Source organism: Pseudomonas sp. PDM21, assembly GCF_014852505.2.
Lineage (GTDB): Bacteria > Pseudomonadota > Gammaproteobacteria > Pseudomonadales > Pseudomonadaceae > Pseudomonas.
Window position 1 is genome coordinate 2441527 of record NZ_CM181223.1, and the last position, 25008, is coordinate 2466534.

The following is a 25008-nucleotide window of genomic DNA, read 5'->3' on the forward strand; positions in this document are numbered from 1 at the left end:
GGTATGGAACGCGACGCTCGGCCGATGGGTCGTTGCGTCGGAGATGGCCAAAGGGAGGAAGAAAAGCAGCACTACTCTCCTTTTGAAGGCAATGACCCTCGGGGCTATTGGTGTCTCGGGCATGGCTAATGCGGGCGCGCTTGACGGTGGCGTCATCACCAAGGGAGGCAACAGTGTTGCTTATGGGCCGAATGCCACGGTTAACGTTACCAACACGGCCAGTGGAGCAGGCAACGCAACTGCCGTCGGTGCCAACTCTTTAGTTGGGGGGCAGGACGCGACCGCATTGGGTTGGAGTGTGACATCCAGCGCAGTGAACAGCGTATCGGTGGGTAATGAAATCACCAACAATGGCGACAGTACTGTTGCTATTGGCGGTAGCTCCGGTCAGACGGTGATGTCGGATGTCGGCTCGGACCACGGCACTGTAATTGGCAGTAACAGCCGGTTGGTGAATTCATCCTGGGCTTCGGTACTGGGTGGCAGCAGCACAGTCACAGACTCCGCCAGCGCGGTGATTGTGGGTGCCTCAAGTGCTGTTAATGCCTCCAAGAATGCGACTGTACTTGGGTCTTCGGCTTCCGCCAGCAATGCTGATGGCGCAGTTGTCGCGGGGGCTCGCGCCAGCGGCACCAATCTGGAGGCGATTGCGTTAGGTTACGCCTCGAAGTCCAGTGGTTTGCAATCAATTGCCGCCGGTTCGTCCGCCAATGCCAGCGGTAACAACTCCACCGCCCTGGGCTACATCGCTCAGGCTACTGCCAAAGACGCCACCGCCTTGGGCAGTTCGGCCAATGCCACCGACCAGTACGCAACCGCTGTCGGTACATACTCCACTGCCAGCGGCCCGCAGGCCGCTGCCTTCGGCGCGGCAGCGCGGGCTATTGGCGGAAACTCTACGGCATTGGGTACGTATTCCAGTGCGACAAGTGGCGAATCCGTCGCGGTAGGGGTCAATGCGAAGTCGACAGCGTCAGCTGCCGTTGCTGTTGGCCCAACTGCAGCTGCCTCAGGTGTAAACAGCGTTTCGATCGGTCTGAGCTCATCCGCCGCAGGCACCAGTAGTGTGTCCCTTGGCGACAAAGCGCAAGCGCTTGGCGGTTCGACGGTGAGTATTGGCGGTGGGGCCAGGAGTTTGGGAAATACCTCCACCGCAGTCGGCTGGTATGCAACTGCCGCCAAGGACAATGGGCTCGCCATGGGCAATAGCGCAGTAGCCAACTATGCCAATGACGTAGCTCTGGGTTCAGGTTCCACCACTGGCACCACCGTGGCTACCCAGAGTGCCACCATTGCTGGCACCAACTACACATTCGCTGGCACCGCCCCGACCAGTACCGTCAGTATCGGCTCGGCTGGCAATGAGCGCACCCTAACCAACGTGGCGGCGGGCCGCTTGAGCGCGACCAGCACCGATGGCGTGAATGGCTCGCAGCTGTACTCCACCAACCAGGCCGTCACTAACGTAAGTAACACCGCCAACAACATCTACAACACCGGCACCAAGTACTTCCACGCCAACTCCACTGGTACTGACTCCAAGGCCACTGGCGCGGATTCCGTGGCTATTGGCATGGGCGCTGTCTCCAGCAACGCCAACGATGTGGCGCTGGGCGCAGGCTCCACTACTGCAGCGGCGGTAGCGACCAAGTCCGCCACCATCGCCGGCACCAGCTACAACTTTGCCGGCGCCAACCCGGCCAGCACTGTCAGCGTCGGTTCGGCTGGCAAGGAGCGTACCCTCACCAATATGGCTGCCGGCCGCCTGAGCGCGACCAGCACCGATGGCGTGAATGGCTCGCAGTTGTTCGCTACCAACCAGGCGGTTGATGGTTTGGATACCCGCGTGACCAACGTGGAAGGCGATGTCACCACCATCCAGGGTGACATGGTCACCATGGGCGACAACATCACCAGCAACACCACCAACATCGATGCTCTGCAGCAGGATGCTCTGCAGTGGAACGCCGACCTGGGTGCGTACGACGCCAGCCATGGTTCGGGCGAGGCGCAGAAGATCACCAACGTAGCCGCTGGCGACCTGAGTGCTGACAGCACCGATGCAGTGAACGGCTCGCAGCTGTATGAGACCAACCAGTCCATCACCAACATGGGCGATACGGTCAACAACATCTACAACACCGGCACCAAGTACTTCCACGCCAACTCCACTGGTACTGACTCCAAGGCCACCGGTGCAGATTCGGTCGCTATCGGCATGGGCGCTGTATCGAACAACGCCAACGATGTGGCGCTGGGCGCAGGCTCCACTACCGCAGCGGCGGTAGCGACCAAGTCCGCCACCATCGCCGGCACCAGCTACAACTTTGCCGGCGCCAACCCGGCCAGCACCGTGAGCATCGGTTCGGCTGGCAAGGAACGTACCCTCACCAATATGGCTGCCGGCCGCCTGAGCGCGACCAGCACCGATGGCGTGAATGGCTCGCAGTTGTTCGCTACCAACCAGGCGGTCGATGGTCTGGATACCCGCGTGACCAACGTGGAAGGCGATGTCACCACCATCCAGGGTGACATGGTCACCATGGGCGACAACATCACCAGCAACACCACCAACATCGATGCTCTGCAGCAGGATGCTCTGCAGTGGAACGCCGACCTGGGTGCGTACGACGCCAGCCATGGTTCGGGCGAGGCGCAGAAGATCACCAACGTAGCCGCTGGCGATCTGAGTGCTGACAGCACCGATGCAGTGAACGGCTCGCAGCTGTACGAGACCAACCAGTCCATCACCAACATGGGTGACACGGTCAACAACATCTACGAAACCGGCACCAAGTACTTCCATGCCAACTCCACTGGTACTGACTCCAAGGCCACTGGCGCGGATTCCGTGGCTATTGGCATGGGCGCTGTATCGAACAACGCCAACGATGTGGCGCTGGGCGCAGGCTCCACTACTGCAGCGGCGGTAGCGACCAAGTCCGCCACCATCGCCGGCACCAGCTACAACTTTGCCGGCGCCAACCCGACCAGCACCGTGAGCATCGGTTCGGCTGGCAAGGAACGTACCCTCACCAATATGGCTGCCGGCCGCCTGAGCGCGACCAGCACCGATGGCGTGAATGGCTCGCAGTTGTTCGCTACCAACCAGGCGGTTGATGGTTTGGATACCCGCGTGACCAACGTGGAAGGCGATGTCACCACCATCCAGGGTGACATGGTCAAGTGCCGCGACCAACTCAGTGGAACGCTCCGACATAGCGGGCGAGGGCGTACGCCTGAACCTGCCGGCGCTGCCGATTATCCGCAACGCGGTATTCAGCCTGGTACCCACGATCAATGGCCAGCGCGACGGACAGATCATGGCCCAGGCCTGCGGCCTGGCCCGTGGTGAGCTGACCCAGGGGCAGGTCAATACCGTTCTCGCCCAGCGAGGTGTCGATCCGGCCAAGCTGCCTAGGACCGGCAGCCCATTGTCGATGCTGGTCAATGGTGACAAGGCCAGCCAGACCACTGCTTGCGCCGCTTACCTGGCCAGCAGCGTATTGCTCGCCCCTGATGCCAGCGAATACACAAAAAGCGTGACCGTGCCGGTCAAACCAGCGGATCCGAAGAGCAAAGCCAAAGTGGTGGCCAATCCCGCGACTCAGATCAGTCAGGTCGACCCGGCTGCCCTGGCCCGAGTACTGCCGATGAAACTGGCGCAGGCCCGCGCCAACGCCGATGTGTTCGCTCTGATCGCCAGCGAGCTGCAAACCAGGCCTGGCCTTAGCCTGGGCGGATACCGCAACGAGGCCATGCAACTGTTCGCGCGCCTGGCACCGGTGTACCTGCAGCGCATCAGAATGCAGATGCCAGGTCAGACCGTACGTTTTGATGTCGTTCGACTGGACGGCGGTGCCCTGATCTTCAACGGCAGCGACGGCAGCCGCTTCGAGTTCGACGGCGCGAATCTGCGGCTGGTTCAGAACGATGTACTGTGGTTTGGCGAAGGCAAGCTGATGGGACAGGATTACGTACTGCCAGTGGCCTATTTCGATGCGTCGGTGAAGGCGCTCGTGGCACCGACTAAGCCCTGATGAGAGGCGATTGATGCATACAAAAGCCCGGCCATGAGTCGGGCTTTTTATCAGAACTCCAGACGAGTCAAGGTCGCCAGGCCGAGAGCTGCGCCCTGCCAATCAGTACACCCAGACCTCAACACGGCGGTTCTTTACCCGGCCGTCGTTGTCACTGTTGGCCGCCACCGGCAGGGCATCGCCCATGCCGCTGATCTCGCGGAACATCACGCCTTCCTTTGCCAGCTCGCGGCGTACGGCCATCGCGCGCAACTTGGAGAGCAGCTCGGCGCGCGCCGGATCCTGCTTGGGATCGCCAAAGCCAACCAGCACGGCTTGCTTGTTCATCTTGCCGTGCTGCTGCAGGTAGGCCAGCAGGCGGTCGATGTCACGCTGGGCCTTGTTGTCCAGGGTGGCGCTGCCTTCGCGGAAGCGAAAGTTCACCGACAGCCGCTCGGCGTCGCGCGCGAGGGCCTGGTAGTTCTCCGGCATGCTGGCGCGCGGGGCCATCTTCACCGCCTGCACGCGCTGGCCGACGAAGCCGCTGGCGCTGACCAGGGCCTGGCCCTTGTCGCCCTGGGCGAACTGCAGCAGGGCGCGGGCCCAGCGGTTCGGTTCCTCGGGCTTCATGTAGAGGAACAGGCGGCGCGACAGCGGGTAGTCCTCGGTGGCGATCAGGGTGGTCGATGGCGGCATGGCCTGGGAGTCGCCATCGGCGATGCGCAGGGCCTTGGACTTCTGGATCGACGACAGGCCGACGAAACCAATGCCCTGCGGGTCCTTGCTCACTTCGGTCGACAGCAGGTCGCTGGACTCGAACCGCTGCACGCCACTGGCCAGCGCCTTGCCGTGGCTGGCCAGCACCAGCTCCTTGAAGGTATCGAAAGTGCCGGAGTTGTCGTCGCGGGAATACAGGCGGATGGCGCCGCCGCGCCCGCCGATTTCTTCCCAGGTCTTCACCTCGCCGGAGAAGATTTTCGCCAGCGTATCGGTAGTCAGTTCGTCCAGCGGGTTGGCCGTGTTGACGATGATCGCCAGGCCGTCGATGCCGATTACCTGTTCGGCCTTGGCGCTGCGCAGGTTGCCCGACGCCGACAGGCCCGCCACTTCGGCGTCCTTGATCGGGCGCGAGGCGGCGGCCAGCTCGGCGGTGTTGTCCTTCAGGGCGACGAAGCCGGTGCTGGAGCCGTGGGCGGCGAGGTCGATGACGGCCTCCTTGCCTTCCTTACTGCGGCCGATGAGGCGCTGTTCGTTCTCTGCTTTGCCCGGCTTGGCGCTGACCTCCGTGTAGCCCTCGCTGACCAGCAGACCCTTCACCAGCTCCGGCAGCAGGTGCGCACCGATGGTGTTGGAACCCTGGATACGCAGCACCGGTTCGCCGCCCTGGGACGAGGGCAGGGCGGCAAAGGCCGACCAGGGAAACGCGTAGCAGATGAATGCGATGGTGAGCCAGGCGATGGTGACGGGCCAGGGTTGGGCATCGCTGGGGCTCGACTTGTACTGCATGGGTCAACTTCCATTTGAGGCATCGTTGGCGCGGCAGATTAAGTCGGAATCATTGCATCGATATGACGCTTCACAGCAGGGCAGAGAAGTTCCAGATGCCTTCAGACATGACTGGCGGATTGCAGGAAGTTTCCGATTTCGACGTACTTGGCCCACGGCTATACAGGTCACTCGAATCGACCCTGCTGGAGAACGACATGCACGAGACCCTCGATTTTGCGTCGGTCCTGATGAAGCTGGTGCTCATTCTTCTGGTGGTGCTGATGGCCGGCACCCTGGTCATCGCACCGGAAAGGGCGCTGGCCTTGGCGCCTCCGACGCTCTTGCTGGTGGCTCCGCTTTTCTTCCTGGTGATGCTGTTGGATCTCGCGGGGCTCGTTCAGCGCTTTTCCGACAAGGGGGCCAGAAAGCGCTTGCCTCATTGACGCCGCGACTGAGCCGGGACGGCTGACAAAAGGGCGCTGACGAAGTGATAGGAAAAATCTCCTGGCTCATCAGGAAAGCCTGATAACACCTGTTTTCCGGCCAAGCGAAACTTGCGTCGTTTCAACGTCTCCGCCGGAAAGTGATCATGACCCAATTCCAAAGCGCGCCAGCCTCGGCTGGCTCCGAGCATCGCGTCAAATCCACCGCTCTGGCCCTGCATGTCGCATCCGCCGCTTACTGGGGACGGCCCTGGCGGCATCGCGCACTGAGCCTGCCTTCTCCTCAGGCATTGACCTTCAAGGGGGCCCGACTGCCGATACAACCGTTGCATTCGTGGCTGCATCTGTTGTCCAGAGCCGGAATGCTCGGTGTGCGCCCGCCTGCGGTCGGTGTCCTGCGACAGGCTGACGAGGGCGAAGAGGATGCACCGACCAGGATCGAAGACCTTGGATTCGAAATGGCTACCGAGATGATCCTGGATTTCGCTGGTTTCGCCCGTCAGTCGAGGCACAGCAGCTCCGCCGAGGAGGCGGAACCCGAGGCCGAGGTTGCAGCTTCCAGTACAGGTGAGTCGTCCGCTCTCGGCTCCACTGCCGGTATTGACCAGTCGCATGGGCTCGGTCTGCCAGGCAGCGTGGCGTCGGAAGCCCTGGGCCAGGACTCCCTGGGACGGGAATTGTCTGCCGCGCAGGGCTGTGGCGAGGCTGCGCCGGTACTACAAGAACAGATTGCTGAGCTTGCCCCGATGTCGGAGACGCCACTTTCTCTGGACGAACCTCGGGTCGAGTGGATCATGGAAACGCAGGACGTTCCGGTCGTGGTCGAGCGGGGCGAATCTGCGTTAGTGGAGCCAAGGCAGAAAGTTCAGGAGCGCGTCGAGCTACCGCAGGTCTCGACGCCGGAAACGGCCGCTTCGGCAAGGCGGACTTTGCCCCTGGTCGAGGAGGTAGTACTGCAGCCAGTGGCCGCACCTGTGCCAATGTCGTTTGTTGAGCCTGTTGGCGAGCCGTCCCGGCTGGAAGCAATTGTCAGCGAACCTCCAGAAGTGGAGGCGTCAGTGCACATGGCAGCGACTGAGCCTGAAGTTGAAGGTCCTTCCGACACCGGGGCTGTCATCGAGGCGACGGTCGTGGCTGTCCCGGAGTTCATCGTGCAGGCGCCGATGATCGAGGAGCCTGTCGAGCATCGGCAGTTGTCAGCGATGAGCACTGCCCTTGTACCGGCATTGGAAGCGCTCGGGGTAGAGGTAGACAGCAAAGCCGTCCACGAGCAAGAGCCCGAGTCCGTGGTGGAAGCGCCAGAAGCGGCAGCTCCGGGCATCGCCGTTAGTGGCGTGTGTCTCGCCAGAAGCGTTGTTGCGCGGCCACAGCCGACCGTGGAGCGGACGTCTGCAGCTCCAAGTCTCGGTGTATCGCTGTCGGCTGATGAGAGCGCCCCCGAGGTGGAGGCTTCGCTCCAGCACGCCCTGCCGGCGGCGGCAGTCGATACGCCGGAAGCGAGCGTGTGTACCACCGAAAACATCGGCGCAGAGGCTGCCATGCCCGAGCAGTCCCCGATCGCTGCTGCCGTCGATCAGCCCAGAACGGATCACCTGACACCCCCGGAAGGCACTGTCGCGGATGATTTCGGTTTTGAACCGATGATCGCAAGTCTCGAGGACGCCCTGGCTGTGCTGACGGTCGCCCATGTCGTTCGCGATACAGCCCCGGAAGCAAAGACCCGGCTGAACGTCGCGAACACCTCGTCCGCCTCCTTAGCTGCTGAGGTCATGCAGACAGTCGACAACCGTCCTGAAGCGATGACGCTTCAGGGAATCTTTATCCAGAAGGAAACTGAAATGACCGAAATGCACGATGAGTCAATCGAGGTCGAGGCTCCGGCCAATGCCCCCATCTCCTCGGCGGAATTGCAGGAAGTAGCGGCCACGCTGAGTGTTCCGCAGCTTGAGGCCGATCCGGATGACGTGCTGTCCGATGTGCAGAGCACCTTGAACTCGCTCGCCGGCATGGCTCAAGGGCTGACTCAGCAGAAACAGGCGGCGGGCCGTCTGCAGGAAGAGCTGGAGGAGTGGAACATCCAGTTGCAGGAGCGCGAGCGCTTGGCGGGCGACAAGGAAGAGCGCCTGCTGCAATTGGAAAATCATCTCAAGCAGGCCAAGACCAACCTGGATCGCATGGCCGCAGAGAACAATCGTCTACTCGCCGAACGCAGCGAAGCGCTCAAGGAACTGGCCCAGACCGTCGATTTGCGCGACAAGACCACTGTCAAACGTGCCGAGTCGATCCAGCTGGAACAGCAACGTATCGATGAACAGACTGCCAGCCTGCGTACCCGCGCCGGCGAGTTGGACGAGCGGGAGAGTGCCCTCAAGCGCAGGAGCGAGGAACTGGGCGTTCGGCTCAAGCAGCTGCAGAGTGCCAAGGACAAGTTCAGCACTATCGTGAAGAGCTTCAATGAGACGGTGCAGTTCAACAGCACCCTGTCGGCCATTTCCAAAACCGTCAACGAGTGACCGGAGCGACTGGAGCGACCGGCACGCCATCGGGCGTTCCGGTCGGGTTTATCTGCCGCAGTGGGGGCTGGCGAAACAGGGGATGCCGAGACAAGGAGTTGTCCGGCTTTGTCAGTTGCGCCAGCGCCGTGTTCCGTTGGCTTAGCTGTTCAATGAGATTTCTGTGGGAACGATTACTGCAGTGGATTCTTTCTGTATGCCATGTCGCACGCGGCCTGCGGGGCCGTTGCAGCAAGGAGGAACATGGCCCGTATAGTACTCATCGAGCCGTCTCGGCGTGACTTCCTCACGCTCCGCCGGTTTCTGCAGGAGCATGGCCATCAGTGCGACGTGCATTTCAAGTATGCACGCCAGGCCTTGAGCAGCCTGGAGGCCAGTGACTGCGATCTGCTGGTGGTGACCCTGGAGTTGCCGGACATCCATGGTATGGAACTGGTCACCATGCTCCGGCGAGACGGCCGACTCAAACCCAGCACTCCTGTGCTGGTCTGCTCCAGCCTTGGCTCACCGCTGAACATTCAACGCGCAATTCGCATCGGGGTTTCGGGCTTTCTCTTGATGGACGACCGACCGACCTTGATCGGCAGGGCCGTCGACGCCGTACTCGCGGGTGGCAAGGTCTTCCCTGAACATGAGCGTTTGCCACTGGTGGGCGATCCACGGCTGGAGTCGGCACTGGTTCTCCCCACCCATGTGGTCGCCGTGCTGCACGGGTTGCGCCTGGGGCGTTCGGTGGCATCTCTTGCGGAGGTGCTGGCTTTATCGGGGGCCAGTGTCGGCCAGCATAAGAGGCAACTGATGCGGAAACTGTCGGCCGCTACCCTGGAAGAGCTGTTCAGCATCAGTGAGGAGATCGGCCTGCTTTAGGGGCCATCGATCAGTGACGCTCGCCTGGCTTCTGGAGGGCAATCGGCGCCGTGGTAACGAGCCGAATCGATCAGGTGGCCTTCCATAGTTTTCCTTCATTCGTGCAGGAATTAACTGACAGTCACGGTGGCGCTGGGTTGTAAGAATTCTTCCTGCAACCTGTCCTGCTCTTCCCTCATCCGAGAAGAGCGGGGCATCCCATCGGCTCTTCCCGTCGGCCTGTTGCCCTTGATTGCGAAGGGGCATCGCCACCGAGTCTCCGACCTCCGTTCGAATTGCCGTGCGGCGTGCAGAGAAGGTGTGGCTGACCACCCTCAGGGTAGGACGTTTCATGACTCCAGATGCGCAGCGGTTCGAAGGACTCCAAGAGGACGGCTCGTCAGACGTGACCGCTCCACATTCGTCCGGTGAGGTCACCGCACTTCTTTCTCCAGCTATCGACGAGGACCTTCCCGGTCTCATGTCACCTCTGTCCCCACCGGCCGAGAAAATTGCTCGCCCTGCACTATCGGCAGGGTACATCCCGATTCAGAGCGACAAGACTTCGCCCGCCGGGCAGTCGGCGGGCCCTCAGTCCTTGGAGGCTTTCGAGCACCTCGAAAGAGACCTTGCCGAACTCGCCTCTGCCTGTTCTGGGCTGGGTGTCGCGGAAAACGACTCCCCCGACACCGCCGAGCCACTGGCGCTGGCCGCTGGTGTTCCCCATTTCGAGCCGGCGGGCTGCGAAGTTCAAGAGGCTGAAATCCTGCTGGACTCGCTGCGGATTCCGGAGCCGAACCAGGGCCACCCATGCACTCCTGTCGATGCGACAACCCTTCTGCTGTCCAGCCAGGCGTCTTCCCCCTTTTCCCACGAGGAACCCCCCATCATGAACGCTCAAGCCCAACACTCCACCACCGAAGCCACGAATGCTCGGGCGTCCGCGGAATCCGCCGTGACAGCGCGCCAATCTTCGGCCCTTGAGACCGATGGCGTTCTGCACGATGTACAGTCCACTCTCGATTCGCTGGCCGGCATGGCGCACGGTCTGTCGCAGCAGAAGCTGGAAATCGTGAAGATGCGCGAGGCGCTCGAGGAGCGCCGTCTGGCGACGCTGGAGCGCGAGCGCCAGTTGACCGAGCGGGAAGAGCGCCTGACTCAGCAGGAGCAACGTCTGCAGGAAGAAAAACAAGGCATCGAACGTATCGCTGAACACAATGCCACCGTTCTTGCCGAACGCAGCACGGCCTTGCAGGCCCTGGCCGAGACCGTCGATAGCCGTGACCGTGCGACGACCAAGCGCGCTGAGGTCCTGGGTCAGGAGCAGCAGAGCATCGACCGTCAGCAGAACCAGCTACGTGCGCGGGTTCAGGAGCTGGATGATCGCGAGGCCGGCCTGCAGCGCCAGAGCGGCGAGCTGGCGGACCGTTTCAAGCAACTGCTCGATGCCAAGGAGCGCTTTGGCGCCATCGTCAGGGGTTTCAACGAGACCGTGCGCTTCAACACGACCTACAGCGCCATCAGCAAGACGGTCGGAACCGGTGCGGAAGAAGCCTGAGTTCTCACCGGAAGATGAAAAGGCCCGGCATTGCCCGGGCTTTTTCGTTCAAGGCGATTACTTCAGCTGCATCCAGATCGGCGCGTGGTCCGAGGGCTTTTCCATGCCGCGGATGTCGTAGTCCACGCCGGTCTCGGCGATGCGGCCGCGCAGGGCTTCGGAGGCGAGGATCACGTCGATGCGCAGGCCGCGCTTGGGAGTGTCCTCGAAACCACGGCTGCGGTAGTCGAACCAGCTGAAGCGGTCGTCCACGCTCGGGTTCTGCAGGCGGAAGCTGTCCACCAGACCCCAGCCCTTCAGGCGCGCCAGCCATTCTCGCTCTTCCGGCAGGAAGCTGCACTTGCCGGTCTTCAGCCAACGCTTGCGGTTCTCCTCGCCAATGCCGATGTCGCAGTCTTCCGGCGAGATGTTGATGTCGCCCATCACCACCAGCGGCTGGTCGGGCTGGAAGCGGGTTTCCAGCAGGTCCTGCAGATCGGCGTAGAAGCGCTGCTTGGCCGGGAACTTCACCGGATGATCGCGGCTCTCGCCCTGGGGGAAGTAGCCGTTCATCACAGTGATCGGCTGGCCATCGGCGTCCTTGAAGGTGCCCCAGATGAAGCGGCGCTGGGACTCCTCGCCGTCGTTGGGGAAGCCGCGCTGCAGCTCCAGCGGCTCCTGGCGGGAGAGCAGGGCGACGCCGTAGTGGCCTTTCTGCCCGTGGTAATGCACGTGGTAGCCAAGGGCCTCGATCTCCTCGCGGGGGAACTGCTCGTCGGCAACCTTGGTTTCCTGCAGGCCGATCACGTCCGGCTGGTGGCGTTCGATGATCGCCTGGAGTTGGTGGGGACGTGCGCGCAAACCGTTGATATTGAAGGAGACGATTTTCATCCTGGGCGCCCTGGCAAAAGCACGATGCTAGCCCAGGTAGGCCGACCCTGGCGACCCCGGCGAGGCGCTGCTAGGGTTTTGTGGCTGGACTCATAACCATAAGAAGAACTCACACGAAGAGGCGTCCGCATGCCTGATACCCTCGCCGAAGTCCGTCTGCTGGACGGCAACTACAGCCGTGAAGTCCGCTCGCTGCTTTATCACGCCTACCGCCACGAACCCACCTTCGCCTACCTGTTCGAGTCCGACCGTGCCGGTTTCGACCAGCGCGTGCGTGCGACCGTCCGCGAGCTGGTCAACCAGCACTTCCTCGAGGAGCTGCCCGCCATCGGCCTGCTGATCGAGGACCGCTTGGTGGGCGTTGCGCTGGTGGTCCCACCGCAACGTCGCCTGGATGTCACCGAGAGCTGGTTCTGGCGCATGCGCATGCTGCTTACCACTGGCCTGGGTTGCACCCGGCGCTACCTGGACTATCACGCCGCCGTGCTCGGCTGCCTGCCGCCGGGGCCTTATCACATCCTTCCTCTGATCGGCGTGCACCCGGAGTTCCAGGGCAAGCACCTGGGCGAGCAGTTGCTTGATGCGCTGCATGCCTGGTGCGCCGAGGACGGCGGCTCCCAGGGGCTGGTGCTGGATACGGGCAATGCTCGCTACCTGGAGTTCTACCGGCGCCACGGTTACGAGGAACTGGGAGAGGTGGCGCTGGGCCCGATCCGCGAGCACGTGTTGTTCCATCCCACCCATGGGCGCGAGGCGGTGAAAGTGTCCGCGGGATAGCCGGGGCTTTGAATCCTCAGACGCTTCCTACGGCCTGAAGGAAGGCAATACGGGGAAAACCCGTGCTAGCATTTCGCGCCATGAGAGTTGTCCAAGGATTGCTTGGGCTGCTGCTGGTGATGGCCTTCTGCTTGCAGAGGGCCCTGGCGGCCGAAGCCCATCTCGACGTTCGTGTCACCCCCGCCAACGCTGCGCTCAAGGCCAATATCGAGGCCTATGTGGGCAGCCTTGGCGAGCGTGATCAGGTGGCCCTGCAAAGATTCCGGCGCAATGCCGTGGAGCAGGCGCAGAAGGCCGCCCAGGCTTTGGGGTACTACCAGGCGCGCATCCGTGGCCGGGTGACCGATGACAAGGTGCCGACCCTGCGCATCAATGTGCGGCCCGGCGAGCCTATCCACCTGCGCAACGTCACTGTGCGCGTCGAAGGCCCGGCAGCCCAGCTCAAAAGCTTCCGGGTGCCCGGCGGCGACGCCCTGAAGCCCGGCGCACAGCTCAACCACGGCGCCTACGAAGACGCCAAGCGGCTGATCCAGAACCAGGCCTCGCGCTTCGGTTTCTTCCGCGGCCAGTTCACCCAGCAGCAGTTGCGCATCGACCCCGAAGCCGGCGTGGCGGACATCGAACTGGTGTACGCCAGCGGGCCGCGTTATCGCCTGGGCAAGGTCGAATTCGCTGGCGATTTCCCCTTCGACGAGGACCTGCTGCAGCGCATGGTGCCGTTCAAGGAAGGCGCCGACTACGATTCCGAACAGATCGCCGACCTCAACCAGGCCCTGCAGTCCAGCGGCTACTTCGATGGCGTGCGGGTGGATGCCGCGCCGACCAACGCCGATGGCGAAGTGGTGCCGGTGAACGTTCATCTGGAGGCGCGCAAGCCACGCACCATGGGCCTTGGCCTGGGCTTCTCGACCGACGTCGGGCCCCGTGCACGGGCCACCTGGACCCGCCACTGGGTCAACCCGCAGGGCCATAGTCTGGGATTCGAGGCGGAAGTTTCCGCGCCACGGCAGAACGTCGGCGCCTGGTACGAAATTCCGCTGGACCCGCCGCTCACCGACAAGCTGCGTTTCACCAGCGGCTACCAGTACGAAGACCTGGTGGACACCGAGAGCAAGCTGCTGACCCTCGGCGGCGAGTGGCACCACAAGCTCGACAGCGGCTGGCAGCGGGTCGTCTCGCTGAACTGGCAGCGCGAGGAGTACAAACTGGGCGACGATTCGGGCCTGAGCAGTTTCCTGATGCCGGGCATCGGTTACTCGATCCTCGAGGCCGACAACAAGATCGACCCCGGCAAGGGCTATCGCCTGCAATTCGAGGTGAAGGGCGCCAAGGAAGGGCTGCTGGCGGACGCCGACGTCGCCCATATCAACGCCATGGCCAAGGGCGTGACCAGTTTCTGGGGAGGACAGCGGTTGCTCGGACGCATCCAGGTCGGCGGCATCGCCACCAATGACTACAGCGCGATCCCGCCGTCGCTGCGCTTCTTCGCTGGCGGCGACCAGAGCGTGCGCGGCTACGACTACCAGACACTGTCGCCGAAGAACTCCGACGGCGATCGCATCGGTGGCCGCTACATGGTCGCCGGCAGCGTCGAATACCAGTACCCCATCGCAGAGCGCTGGCGTATTGCAGCCTTCGTCGACCAGGGCAACTCGTTCAACTCGCTGGACTTCCCCTCGATCAAGACCGGCGTCGGCATCGGTATCCGCTGGATTTCCCCGGTCGGCCCGCTGCGCCTGGACCTCGCCGATGGCCTGGACGAGGACGGCGGCATCCGCCTGCACTTCTCCATGGGGCCTGAGCTGTGACCCGTGCGGGCTGGATGCGCGCTCTGCGCTGGAGCCTGGGCGGCCTGCTCGGGCTGATCCTGCTGCTGGTCATTGTGGTGGCCGCCTTGCTCGGCACGCCTGCGGGCAGCAGGGCGGTGCTGAGCTGGGTGCCGGGCCTGAGCGTCGATGAATTCGACGGCCGCCTTGCCGGTGGTTTCAGCGCCAAACGCCTGGAATGGACCGACGGTGCCACCCACCTGGTACTGGACCAGCCACAGATCGACTGGTCGCCGGCCTGCCTGCTGCGCATGACCCTCTGCCTGCACAAGGTCGTGGCCAACGAAGTGCTGCTGACCCTGCCGCCGAGCGAGCCGAGCGAATCGTCCGGCCCCATCGAGCTGCCCGACCTGAGCCTGCCGCTGTCACTGGAACTGGGTGACATCCGTATCGGCCGCTTCCTGCTCGATGGCCAGGAACAGCTGCGCGACGCCGAACTGGCCGCGCACTGGGATCGCGAAGGCCTGCACATCGACTCGGTGAAGCTTGCCCGTGATGGCCTGAGCCTGTCGCTCAAGGGCCTGCTGAAGCCGACCCAGGGCTGGCCGCTGGAGGCCGAGGGGACGCTTGGCCTGCCCGCGCCGGGCGAGAACCCCTGGACCCTGCAGCTGCAGGCCAAGGGCGAACTGATGGGGCACCTCAAATTGCAGGCGCAGAGCAGTGGCTACCTGAACGGCAACCTGGAAGGAGACCTGCAACCGCTGGCGGAGAACCTGCCGGCCACCGCGCTGGTGACTGCTGACGGCTTCAAGGCCGATGCTTCGCTACCCGATACCCTGACGCTGAACCAGCTGCGTCTGAATGCCAGCGGCAACCTCAAGGATGGCTACCAGCTGGCTGGCGCCGCCGTGCTGCCCGCCGAGGAAAGTCCGGTGGTGCTGACCCTGCGCGGGCGCGTCGACGCCGAGGGCGCGGACATCGCCGCCCTCGACCTGAGCGCCGCCAAGGACCAGCGCGTGGCGCTGACCGGCCGCCTCGACTGGAAGGATGCCTTCGCCGCCAACGCCCAGCTCGACTGGCTGGACTTCCCCTGGCGCCGCTTGTACCCGGAGATCGACGAGCCTCCGGTGAGCGTACACACCTTCAAGGCCGAGGTGAGCTACAGCGAGGGTGCCTACCTGGGTAATTTTGACGGCGCCTTCAAGGGGCCGGCCGGTGACTTCACCCTGGCCAGCCCGGTGTCGGGCAACCTTGCGGAAGTCTTCCTGCCGTCGCTGAAACTGGTGGCCGGGCAGGGCAAGGCCGAAGGGCACCTGAAGGTCGGTTTCGCCGATGCAGTGACCTGGGACGCGGCGCTCGACCTGTCCGATCTCGACCCGGCCTACTGGCTCGAACAAATGCCCGGCCGCCTCGGTGGACCGTTGCGCAGCAAGGGCTCGCTCAAGGGCGAGGCGCTGAACCTTGACGCCAACCTCGACCTGCAGGGCCGCCTGCGTGGCCAGCCGGCCACCTTCAAGGCGAATGCCACGGCGGCAGGGCAGGCGTGGAAGGTCGATGGCCTGGCGTTGCAGCTGGGCGACAACCGCATCAGCGGACAAGCCGCGCTGGACCAGCGGCTGTCCGGTCGCCTGGACATCGCCTTGAATCGCCTCGGTCAGCTGTGGCCGCAGCTGTTCGGCCGTCTCAACGGCCAGCTCGACCTGGCCGGCACGCTGCAGGCGCCGCAAGGGCAATTGAAACTCGATGGCCAGCGCGTCGCCTACGCCGACCAGGGGCTGCGCACGCTGGACCTGACGGCTGCCCTCGACGCCGGCCAGCGTGGTCGTCTCAACCTGACCGCCCAGGGCCTGCACAGCGGCGAAACGGATTTCGGCGTGCTCAAGCTCGAGGGCAGCGGCGATATCAAACGCCAGCAACTCGCCCTGAACCTGCAGGGCAAGCCGGTAGTGCTCGACCTTGGCCTGGACGGTAACTGGAACGGCAAGGACTGGCGCGGGCGACTGGCAAAAGGCGACATCCAGAGCGGCGGCCAGGATTGGCGCCTGCAACAGCCGGCACGCCTGGAACGCCTGGCGGACGGTCGGATCAACCTCGGCGCCCATTGCTGGGCTTCCGGCCCCGCCAGCCTGTGCATGGAAGACCAGCGGCTGATGCCCGACCCACGCCTGCGCATGCACCTGCGCGAGTTCCCGCTGGACAGCCTGGCGCGCTGGCTGCCCGAGGACTTCGCCTGGAAGGGCAAGCTCGACGGCGACGTGCAGCTCGACCTGCCCGCCAGCGGCCCCAACGGCTCCATCCTGATCAATGCCAACAACGGCACCCTGCGCATCAAGGAGCAGGAGGAGTGGGTCGATTTCCCCTACCAGAGGCTGCAACTGGAGAGCCGCCTGACGCCCCGGCGCATCGACTCCACCCTGCAGTTCCAGGGCGACAAGCTCGGCAGTCTGCAGGCCCAGGTCCAGCTCGACCCGCGGCCGAAAGCCAAGCCGGTGAGCGGCACCTTCAGCCTCAGTGGCCTGGACATCGCCGTGGCGCGGCCCTTTGCGCCCATGGTGGAAACCCTGAAAGGCCACCTCAACGGCAGCGGGCAGATTTCCGGCGGCCTGCTGGCACCCCGGGTGGATGGCGAGCTGCGCCTGAACGACGGGGAAATCTCCGGCGGCGACCTGCCGACCCGTTTCGAGCAGTTGCAGGTCACCGCCCGGATTGCTGGCGAGCAGGTCGACCTGAGCGGCGACTGGAAGGCCGGAGAACATGGCAACGGCAGCCTGTCCGGGCGCATCGCCTGGTTCAGTGGTCTGGACGTCGACGTGAAGCTGCGCGGCAGTCGACTGCCGGTGACCGTGGAGCCCTACGCCAACCTCGAAGTGGAGCCCGATCTCACGGTGCAGATGGCGGGCGAACGGCTTGCCGTGTCCGGCTCGGTGCAGGTCCCGCGCGGCGCCATCACCATTCGCCAGTTGCCGCCGTCCACGGTCAAGGTGTCCGACGACAGCGTGATTGTCGGCGCGAAGCAGGAGCCGAAAAGCGCGCTTGCACTGAACATGGATATCGATGTCAGGGTCGGCAGCGACAAGCTGACCTTCAGCGGCTTCGGTCTGAACGCGGAGCTGGCGGGCCAGGTGCACGTCGGCGACAACATGGACACCCGTGGCGAGCTGCGCCTGAACAACGGCCGCTACCGCGCCTACGGCCAGAAGCTGACCATCCGCCGCGCGCGCCTGCTGTTCGCCGGGCCTATCGACCAGCCGTTCCTCGACGTCGAGGCGATCCGCAAGGTCGACGACGTGGTGGCCGGCCTGCGCCTGACCGGCAACGCCGAGCAGCCGCGTAGCGAAGTGTTCTCCGAGCCCGCCATGAGCCAGCAGCAGGCGCTGTCCTACCTGGTGCTGGGCCGGCCCATGTCCAGCGGCGAGGACAGCAACATGCTCGGCGAGGCAGCCCTGGCGCTCGGCCTGGCCGGCAGCGCGCCGCTGACCGGTGAAGTCGCCCAGCGCCTGGGCATCCAGGACTTCCAGCTGGACACCGAGGGCACCGGCAACAGCACCAGCGTGGTCGCCAGCGGGCAGCTCTCCGACCGTCTCAGCCTGCGCTATGGCGTGGGCGTGTTCGAACCGGCCAACACCATCGCGCTGCGCTACCTGCTGAGCAAGAAGGTCTACCTGGAGGCCGCCAGCGGCCTGGCCAGCTCCCTGGATATCTTCTACAAGCGCGACTTCTGAGTGCGCTCGGCGGCGCCGTCGTTCGGCGCCGCCGGTCTTCATGGCCCCTTAAGGTACCCGGCACAGACTCCCCACCGCCGCCGGACGATGTGCGCACAAGGGGAAAGTCATCATGCGCCTGGACCTCATCAGGACCCACCTGCTCGAATTCATCAACAAGGGCTTCCCGGCCCGTCAACTGCGCCGGCTGGCTGCGCGCGACCTGCTGCGCGGTTCGGCGGCAGGGAGGCAGGCGCCCAATGCGCTGACCGCGGCCCTGCTGGAGTGGTCTGCGCTGGAGTCGGCCACGGTGCTGGAGCGACTGGAGAGTCGGCGCGAAGGCCTGAGTGGCGGGGAGGCGGACGAGCGCCGCCAGCGCGACGGGCAGAACGAAGTGGACCAGGACCGGCCCATCGGCGCGTGGATGCACCTCTGGTACTGCTACTGCAACCCCTTCAACCTGCTGCTCACCGTGCTGGCGACCATCTCCTGGTTTACCGAGGACGTGGAGGCCGCGGTGGTGATCGGCAGCATGGTGGGCGTTTCCACGCTGCTGCGCTTTATCCAGGAGAAGCGCTCCAACCGCGCCGCCGAGAAGCTCAAGGCGATGGTGAGCAACACCGCCACCGTGTTCCGTAGCGCGCAGGGCATCGGTCCGGCGTGTCGTGCCGAAGTGCCGATCCGCGAACTGGTGGTCGGTGATGTGCTGTGGCTGTCGGCGGGCGACATGGTCCCGGCGGACGTGCGCCTGCTCAGCGCCAAGGACCTCTTCGTCGGCCAGGCCGCCCTGACAGGAGAGTCCCTGCCGGTGGAGAAGTTCGCCCAGCTGCGTGACGCCCGCCAGGGCAACCCGCTGGAGCGTGACAGCCTGTGCTTCATGGGCACCACGGTGGTCAGTGGCTCCGCCCTGGCGGTGGTGATCGGCACCGGCACGCGCACCTATTTCGGTTCCCTCGCCGAGCGGGTGATCGCCAGCGACCCGACGCCGACGGCCTTCCAGACCGGGGTCAACCGGGTCAGCTGGCTGCTGATCCGCTTCATGCTGGTGATGGCGCCGGTGGTCCTGCTGATCAACGGTTTCACCAAGGGCGACTGGCTGGAGGCCGCGCTGTTCGCGCTGTCCATCGCCGTCGGCCTGACCCCGGAAATGCTCCCGATGATCGTCACCTCGACCCTGGCCAAGGGCGCGGTGGTGCTCAGCCGGCGCAAGGTGATCGTCAAGCGCCTGGACGCCATCCAGAACTTCGGCGCCATGGACATTCTCTGCACCGACAAGACCGGTACCCTGACCCAGGACCGCATCGTCCTCGAACGTCACACCGACGCCTTCGGCCAGGTGCAGGACCGCGTGCTGCAACTGGCCTTCCTCAACAGCCACTACCAGACCGGGCTGAAGAACCTGCTGGATGTCGCCGTCCTCGAGCACGTCGAACTGCGTCATGCGCTGAAGGTGGACAGCCGCTTCCGCAAGCTCGACGAGATTCCCTTCGACTTCGCCCGCCGGCGCATGTCGGTGGTGGTCAGTGAGCGCGAAGACAACCACCTGCTGATCTGCAAGGGCGCGCTGGAAGAGGTGCTGTCGGTTTGCACCACGGTGGAAACCGCCGATGGCGTCGAGCCGCTGACCGGGGCGCGCCTGGAGAGCATCCGTGCGGTGGCCGACGGGCTCAACCAGGAAGGCCTGCGGGTGGTCGCCGTGGCCACCCGCGAGCTGCCGCCCACCCGCGATATCTACGGCGTGGCGGACGAGAGCGAATTGTGCCTGGCCGGCTACATCGCCTTCCTCGACCCGCCCAAGGAAACCACCGCTACGGCGCTGCGCGCGCTGGCGGAGAACGGTGTGGCGGTGAAGGTGCTGACCGGCGACAACGACCGGGTGAGCCTGAAGGTCTGCCGTGACGTGGGCCTGATAGTCGAGGGCGTGCTGCTCGGCCCACAGCTGGACGAGCTCGACGACGCCGAGCTGGGCGAACTGGCCGAGCGCACCACGCTGTTCGCCAAGCTCACTCCCAGCCACAAGGAGCGCCTGGTGCGTGTGCTGCGCGAGCGCGGCCACGTGGTCGGCTTCCTCGGCGACGGCATCAACGATGCCCCGGCGCTGCGCACGGCGGACATCGGCATTTCAGTGGATTCGGCAGTGGACATCGCCAAGGAAGCCGCCGACCTGATCCTCCTGGAAAAGAGCCTGATGGTCCTGGAGGAGGGCGTGATCGAAGGGCGCCGCACCTTCGCCAACATGCTCAAGTACATCCGCATGACCGCCAGCTCCAACTTCGGCAACGTGTTCAGCGTGCTGGTGGCCAGCGCCTTCATTCCCTTCCTGCCGATGCTGCCGCTGCAACTGCTGGTGCAGAACCTGCTCTACGACCTGTCGCAGATCGCCATTCCCTTCGATCATGTCGACGATGAACTGCTGCGCAAGCCGCAACAGTGGAATCCGGACGGGCTGGGGCGCTTCATGGTGTTCTTCGGGCCGATCAGCTCGATCTTCGACATCGCCACCTTCCTCGTGCTCTGGCACGTGTTCGGTGCAGATTCACCGGCGCACCAGACGCTGTTCCAGTCCGGCTGGTTCGTCGAGGGGCTGATCTCGCAACTGCTGGTGGTGCACATGATCCGCACCCGGCGGATTCCCTTCCTGCAGAGCCGCGCCGCCTGGCCGCTGCTGGGCATGACCCTGGTGATCGTCGCGGTGGCGATCTTCCTGCCCATGGGGCCGCTGGCGCATTCCTTCCGCATGCAGGCGTTGCCGCTGGGCTACTGGCCGTGGCTGGTGGCGATCCTGCTCGGCTACATGGCGCTGACGCAGACGGTCAAGGGCTGGTTCGCCCGGCGCTACGGCTGGCAGTGAGCGGGCCGGCCGTCATGAGGCCAGGCACGACTCAGTGGCGGAAGGTTTCCTGTGCCGAAATCGCGTGCCATTGCCCGCGGCGTTTGCGGTAGACATCGGTGTACGCCACGGCCACGGGACTGGCCGTGAGGTCCATACGGACCGTGTTGGTACCGGTCACCACGGCAGTGTCGCCGTGCAGCCGGACGGTGAGCCCGGACAGTCTCTGGCTGGCGCCGGGAGGCAGGGGGCGCGCGCTCAGCACGGTGTTCTTGTCGCGGACCAGGCCCTGGGCATTGATGTTGACGAAGCCATCGTCGAGCAACTGGCGGATGAACGCGCTGTCGCCCTGGGCGCTGGCATCCACCCATTGTTGTTCCAGGGTCAGGATCTGTTCCTCGTCGCTGCTGGCCCAGGCCGTGGTCGCCAGGCTGCCCGCCACGAGCAGGGCAAGGCCGATGGATCGAAGCATTTTCACTGTCAGTCTCCTTGATCTGTCGGAGTCGGTGGCAATATCACTGCCTTCGGCGGTGAGTTCGCGGCACTCTAGGCGGGCTGTTGCTTCATGGATGTAGGATAAATCCTGTGTTTCCTGCATCGTTTTCTGCCATTGCCCGAAGTCGGGATCAGCCCTGCCGGCCTCCTGGCAGGGCCGGCGCGATTCACTTGCCGCTGGCAACACGGGGGCTGTGTTCAATACACTCCGGTGATCCGTCTTCTCCTGTCGTGAGTCGTGATCTTGCCATCGCAAGCCCTTCGCCTGCCCTTACCGTCGAGCGTGCGCCTGAAGTGCCTGGCCCTGCTGGGCCTGGCGCTGGCCAGCGTGCCGCTGGCCGCCTGCGAGAAGACCCTGCGCTGGGATGACGACCCGCCCTTCAGCATGCAATTGCCCGACGGCAGCGTCGGCGGGCTCTACGTCGAGCTGAATCGCACCGTGCTGGAGCGCCTGGGGTGCGAGGTGCGGATGGTCAAGCTGCCCTGGGCACGGGCGCTCAAGGAACTCGAACTCGGTCGCCTCGACGTGCTGCCCGGTGCCTTCCGCAAGCCCGAGCGGGAGGTCTACGCCTGGTTCTCCGGCACCGTGCTGCCACCTTCGCGCAACATCCTCTTCGTCCGCCGCGGGCTGCCTCAGCGCGACAGTCTGCAACAGCTGTCCGATCTGCCCGGCAGCGATTTCCGCCTCGGCGCACAGATTGACGTGTCCTACGGCGAACCCTATCGCCAGCTGATGGCCGACCCGGACTACGCCGCGCGGGTGTTCTTCAATCCCAGCCGCAGCAACCTCTGGCACATGGTCGACAAGGGCCGTATCGACGGCATCATCGCCGACGAGCACAGCGGCCAGTACGAGCTGCAGCAACTGGGCCTGGTCAAGCGTATCGAGCCTACCGGCGTGGTGGTTTCAGCGGAGTCGGCGGAAGTCGCCTTCAGCAAGCGTACCCAGGACGAGGACTTCGTCCGTCGCTACGCGCAGACATTGAAGACGCTGGTGGAAGAGGGCGAGGACCGGCGCATCCTGCAGCACTACGTGAGCAACTGACGGATTCCCGCTTCAGGGCTTGCGCCAGAGATTGGTGCGCCGCGCCTTGGCCTCGTGTTCCTCGAACTGGTACTGGCCGACTTCCTCGGGCGTCTGCGCATCGCTCTGCCGCCAGCGCGCGAGGCCGATGCTCAGCTGGGCGCGACCAATATCCAGGGTATGACCGCAGTTCGGGCACTCCGCCGGAGTGACCCAGACAGCCGCGCGCAGGCTGCCGTCGGGTAGTGGCTCTGCGTGCTTGAGCGTGGCGCTCTTGCCCAGGGCAAGCTGCACCAGGGCCGCGCGGGAACGTTGACCGAAGGGTTGTTCCAGTTCCGGAGCAGTGATGCCGCGCAGGTGGATGGTGGTATCGCCGCCGTCCGCGCGCTGGCAGGTCAGCTGGTCGCCGCTGAACACGGCCGTCACCTGGCATTCCTCATCCGCGTGGGCGGCGAGGGGAAAGAAGGAAAGTACGAGCAGTGCGGCGGGAACGAATCGCATGGAGCCTCCGGTGGACCCCGTCAGCATAACCGCTGCGAGCATCCACCGGAGCCCCGATGCAGAGCTTTTACTGGATCAGCGCCATCACCTGTTCGCTGTAGCGCCCGCCAGCGGCCGCACCGGCCGGGAAGATCGCGTCCAGCTCCAGCAGTTCCGCCCGCGTCAGCGCCAGCTCTACGGCGGCGACGTTCTCTTCCAGGTACTTGCGCTGTTTGGTGCCGGGGATCGGCACCAGGTGCTCGCCCTGGGCGAGCACCCAGGCCAGCGCCAGTTGCGAAGGCTTCACCCCGCGGGCGGCGGCCAGTTCGGCGACCTTGTCCACCAGCAGGAGGTTCTTCGCGAAGTTGTCGCCGGTGAAGCGCGGGCTGGAGCGCCGGTAGTCGTCCTCGGCGAAGTCATCCGGGCTCTTCAGCGCGCCGGTGAGGAAGCCGCGGCCCAGCGGGCTGTAGGGCACGAAACCGACCCCCAGGCGCTCGCAGGCGGTCAGCACGCCGTTCTCTTCCGGATCGCGGGTCCACAGCGAGTACTCGCTCTGCAGCGCGGTAATCGGGTGGACCTTGTGCGCGCGCTCCAGGGTTTCTGCCGAAGCTTCGCTCAGGCCGAGATAGCGCACCTTGCCGGCCTTCACCAGCTCCGCGAGAGCGCCGACGGTGTCCTCGATGGGCACCTTGGGGTCGACGCGATGCTGGTAGTAGAGGTCGATGTGGTCGGTGCCCAGGCGCTTCAGGCTGCCTTCCACCGCCTGGCGGATGTATTCCGGGCTGCCATTGGCGCCGCGCACCTGGGGCTGGTCCGGAGTGCGCACGATGCCGAACTTGGTGGCGAGGAACACCTGCTCGCGCTTGCCCTTCAGGGCGCGGCCGAGCAGTTCCTCGTTGGTGTGCGGGCCGTAGATGTCGGCGGTGTCGAGCAGGGTAACGCCCAGCTCCAGCGCGCGGTGCAGGGTGGCGATGGATTCGGCCTCATCGCTACCGGTGGTGTAGAAATCGGACATGCCCATGCAGCCGAGGCCGATGGCGGAGACGAGGGGGCCTTGCGAGCCCAGGCGGCGGGTCTTCATGCGGGGATTCTCCGGGGGATAAAAGGGCAGGACCATTCTTGTTGTTTGCCAGGCATGGATAAACCGGCAGATTGCGGTTTAACTATTTGGTCTGGATGAATAATCGGAGTGCGCCATGGACCGCTTGCAGGCCATGCAGGTCTACACCCGCATCGTCGAACTCAAGGCCTTCGGCAAGGCGGCGGACAGCCTGCAGATGCCGCGCGCCAGCGTGACCCAGCTGATCCAGCAACTGGAGACGCATCTGGGCGTGCAACTGCTGCGCCGCACCACGCGGCAGGTCAGCGTCACTGCCGATGGCCAGGCCTACTACGAGCGCTGCGTGCGCCTGCTGGAGGACCTGGAGGAGGCGGAGAACTGCTTCTCCGACTCGCCCGACAATCCGCGCGGCAAGCTGCGTATCGACCTGCCGAGCTCGCTGGGGCGGCTGGTGGTGATCCCGGCGCTGCCGGAGTTCTGCCGGCGCTACCCGCAGATCGAACTCGAACTGAGCCTGAATGACCGCCAGGTGGACCTGGTGCGCGAAGGCGTGGACTGCGTGCTGCGCGCTGGCGAACTGCCCGACTCCAGCCTGGTCGGCCGGCGCATCGCCGAGCTGGAGCAACTGACCTGCGTGAGCCGCACCTATGTGCAGGAATTCGGCCTGCCCGAGCATCCGGAGCGGCTCGAAGGGCATCTCGCGGTCAATTACCAGTCGGCCTCCAGCGGGCGCATCTTCGACCTGGAGTTCCGTTTCGACGGTCAGCTTCGCACCCAGCGGCTGCCCAGCCGGATCGCGGTGAACAACGCCGACGCCTACATTGCCGCCTGCCGCGCCGGCTTCGGCATGATCCAGGCGCCGCGCTATCACCTGCGCGAAGGCCTGGCCAGCGGCGAGCTGGTGGAGGTTTTGCGCCCCTGGCAGCCGCCGCCGCTGCCGGTCAGCGTGCTGCACCCGGTGCGCCGGCAGATGTCGCGGCGCCTGCGGGTGTTCTCCGACTGGCTCGGCAGCCTGTTCGCGGCCGGCATCGGTTGAGTTGTCGCTCGTCGGAAAGCCACCGGGCGCAGCCGCCGGCGTCACCGCGCTGGCTATGCTCAAGGCCGCCGTAGAGCGGTCCGTAGTCGCTGGAGTTGCGGC

At 64.6% G+C, this 25008-nt stretch carries 16 protein-coding genes and 2 pseudogenes; 13 read left to right on the forward strand and 5 right to left on the reverse strand.

Going from position 1 to position 25008, the window contains the following annotated elements:
• Nucleotides 1-43 precede the first annotated feature (43 nt).
• The 3 genes and pseudogenes from IB275_RS11585 to IB275_RS11595 form a co-directional block, all read left to right on the forward strand.
• Nucleotides 44-1051, forward strand: a pseudogene (locus IB275_RS11585) (hypothetical protein); the annotation flags it as partial.
• Nucleotides 1052-1423: 372 nt separating this feature from the next.
• A pseudogene (locus IB275_RS11590) lies at nt 1424-3103 on the forward strand (hypothetical protein); the annotation flags it as partial.
• 220 nt (nt 3104-3323) lie between these two features.
• Nucleotides 3324-4040, forward strand: a complete 717-nt coding sequence (locus tag IB275_RS11595) for a hypothetical protein (RefSeq protein ID WP_192295098.1) — start codon at nt 3324-3326, stop codon at nt 4038-4040.
• Between the two features lie 102 nt (nt 4041-4142).
• On the opposite strand, the gene IB275_RS11600 is transcribed toward IB275_RS11595, so the two are convergent.
• Nucleotides 4143-5525, reverse strand: coding sequence for a substrate-binding domain-containing protein (locus IB275_RS11600; RefSeq protein WP_192295099.1), 1383 nt, complete (start codon nt 5523-5525; stop codon nt 4143-4145).
• Nucleotides 5526-5722: 197 nt separating this feature from the next.
• Here IB275_RS11600 and IB275_RS11605 point away from each other — a divergent pair, with 197 nt between their 5' ends.
• The 4 genes from IB275_RS11605 (at nt 5723) to IB275_RS11620 (ending at nt 10867) form a co-directional block, all read left to right on the forward strand.
• On the forward strand, nt 5723-5950 hold the full coding sequence (locus IB275_RS11605; RefSeq protein ID WP_192295100.1) for a hypothetical protein: 228 nt from the start codon (nt 5723-5725) through the stop codon (nt 5948-5950).
• A 146-nt stretch (nt 5951-6096) separates the two neighbouring features.
• Entirely contained in the window at nt 6097-8463 is a 2367-nt protein-coding gene (locus IB275_RS11610; RefSeq protein ID WP_192295101.1) for a hypothetical protein, read from the forward strand.
• Between the two features lie 243 nt (nt 8464-8706).
• Nucleotides 8707-9330, forward strand: coding sequence for a response regulator transcription factor (locus IB275_RS11615; protein WP_192295102.1), 624 nt, complete (start codon nt 8707-8709; stop codon nt 9328-9330).
• A gap of 331 nt (nt 9331-9661) precedes the next feature.
• On the forward strand, nt 9662-10867 hold the full coding sequence (locus tag IB275_RS11620; protein WP_192295103.1) for a hypothetical protein: 1206 nt from the start codon (nt 9662-9664) through the stop codon (nt 10865-10867).
• 57 nt (nt 10868-10924) lie between these two features.
• On the opposite strand, the gene xthA is transcribed toward IB275_RS11620, so the two are convergent.
• Nucleotides 10925-11737, reverse strand: coding sequence for an exodeoxyribonuclease III (gene xthA, locus IB275_RS11625; RefSeq protein ID WP_192295104.1), 813 nt, complete (start codon nt 11735-11737; stop codon nt 10925-10927).
• Nucleotides 11738-11866: 129 nt separating this feature from the next.
• Between xthA and IB275_RS11630 the strand changes: the two genes are divergently transcribed.
• The 4 genes from IB275_RS11630 (at nt 11867) to mgtA (ending at nt 20832) form a co-directional block, all read left to right on the forward strand.
• Nucleotides 11867-12514, forward strand: a complete 648-nt coding sequence (locus IB275_RS11630; RefSeq protein WP_081516669.1) for a GNAT family N-acetyltransferase — start codon at nt 11867-11869, stop codon at nt 12512-12514.
• 80 nt (nt 12515-12594) lie between these two features.
• On the forward strand, nt 12595-14322 hold the full coding sequence (locus IB275_RS11635; protein ID WP_412548208.1) for an autotransporter assembly complex protein TamA: 1728 nt from the start codon (nt 12595-12597) through the stop codon (nt 14320-14322).
• Nucleotides 14323-14336: 14 nt separating this feature from the next.
• Nucleotides 14337-18002, forward strand: coding sequence for a translocation/assembly module TamB domain-containing protein (locus IB275_RS11640; RefSeq protein ID WP_192295105.1), 3666 nt, complete (start codon nt 14337-14339; stop codon nt 18000-18002).
• 112 nt (nt 18003-18114) lie between these two features.
• Nucleotides 18115-20832: a magnesium-translocating P-type ATPase gene (gene mgtA, locus IB275_RS11645; protein ID WP_192295106.1), complete on the forward strand. Its 2718-nt coding sequence runs from the start codon at nt 18115-18117 to the stop codon at nt 20830-20832.
• A gap of 31 nt (nt 20833-20863) precedes the next feature.
• On the opposite strand, the gene IB275_RS11650 is transcribed toward mgtA, so the two are convergent.
• Nucleotides 20864-21283, reverse strand: coding sequence for a nuclear transport factor 2 family protein (locus IB275_RS11650; RefSeq protein ID WP_225607842.1), 420 nt, complete (start codon nt 21281-21283; stop codon nt 20864-20866).
• A gap of 261 nt (nt 21284-21544) precedes the next feature.
• On the opposite strand from IB275_RS11650, the gene IB275_RS11655 reads away from it, so the two are divergent.
• Complete coding sequence (locus tag IB275_RS11655) at nt 21545-22351, forward strand: substrate-binding periplasmic protein (RefSeq protein ID WP_192295108.1); 807 nt, start codon at nt 21545-21547, stop codon at nt 22349-22351.
• 12 nt (nt 22352-22363) lie between these two features.
• Here the strand turns inward: IB275_RS11655 and IB275_RS11660 are convergent, their stop codons facing one another.
• Both IB275_RS11660 and IB275_RS11665 read right to left on the reverse strand, forming a co-directional pair.
• On the reverse strand, nt 22364-22831 hold the full coding sequence (locus IB275_RS11660; protein WP_192295109.1) for a thermonuclease family protein: 468 nt from the start codon (nt 22829-22831) through the stop codon (nt 22364-22366).
• A 67-nt stretch (nt 22832-22898) separates the two neighbouring features.
• Nucleotides 22899-23891, reverse strand: coding sequence for an aldo/keto reductase (locus tag IB275_RS11665; protein ID WP_192295110.1), 993 nt, complete (start codon nt 23889-23891; stop codon nt 22899-22901).
• Between the two features lie 115 nt (nt 23892-24006).
• Between IB275_RS11665 and IB275_RS11670 the strand changes: the two genes are divergently transcribed.
• A complete protein-coding gene (locus tag IB275_RS11670) occupies nt 24007-24906 on the forward strand; it encodes a LysR family transcriptional regulator (protein WP_192295111.1) in 900 nt (299 codons plus the stop codon).
• Nucleotides 24907-25008 lie beyond the last annotated feature (102 nt).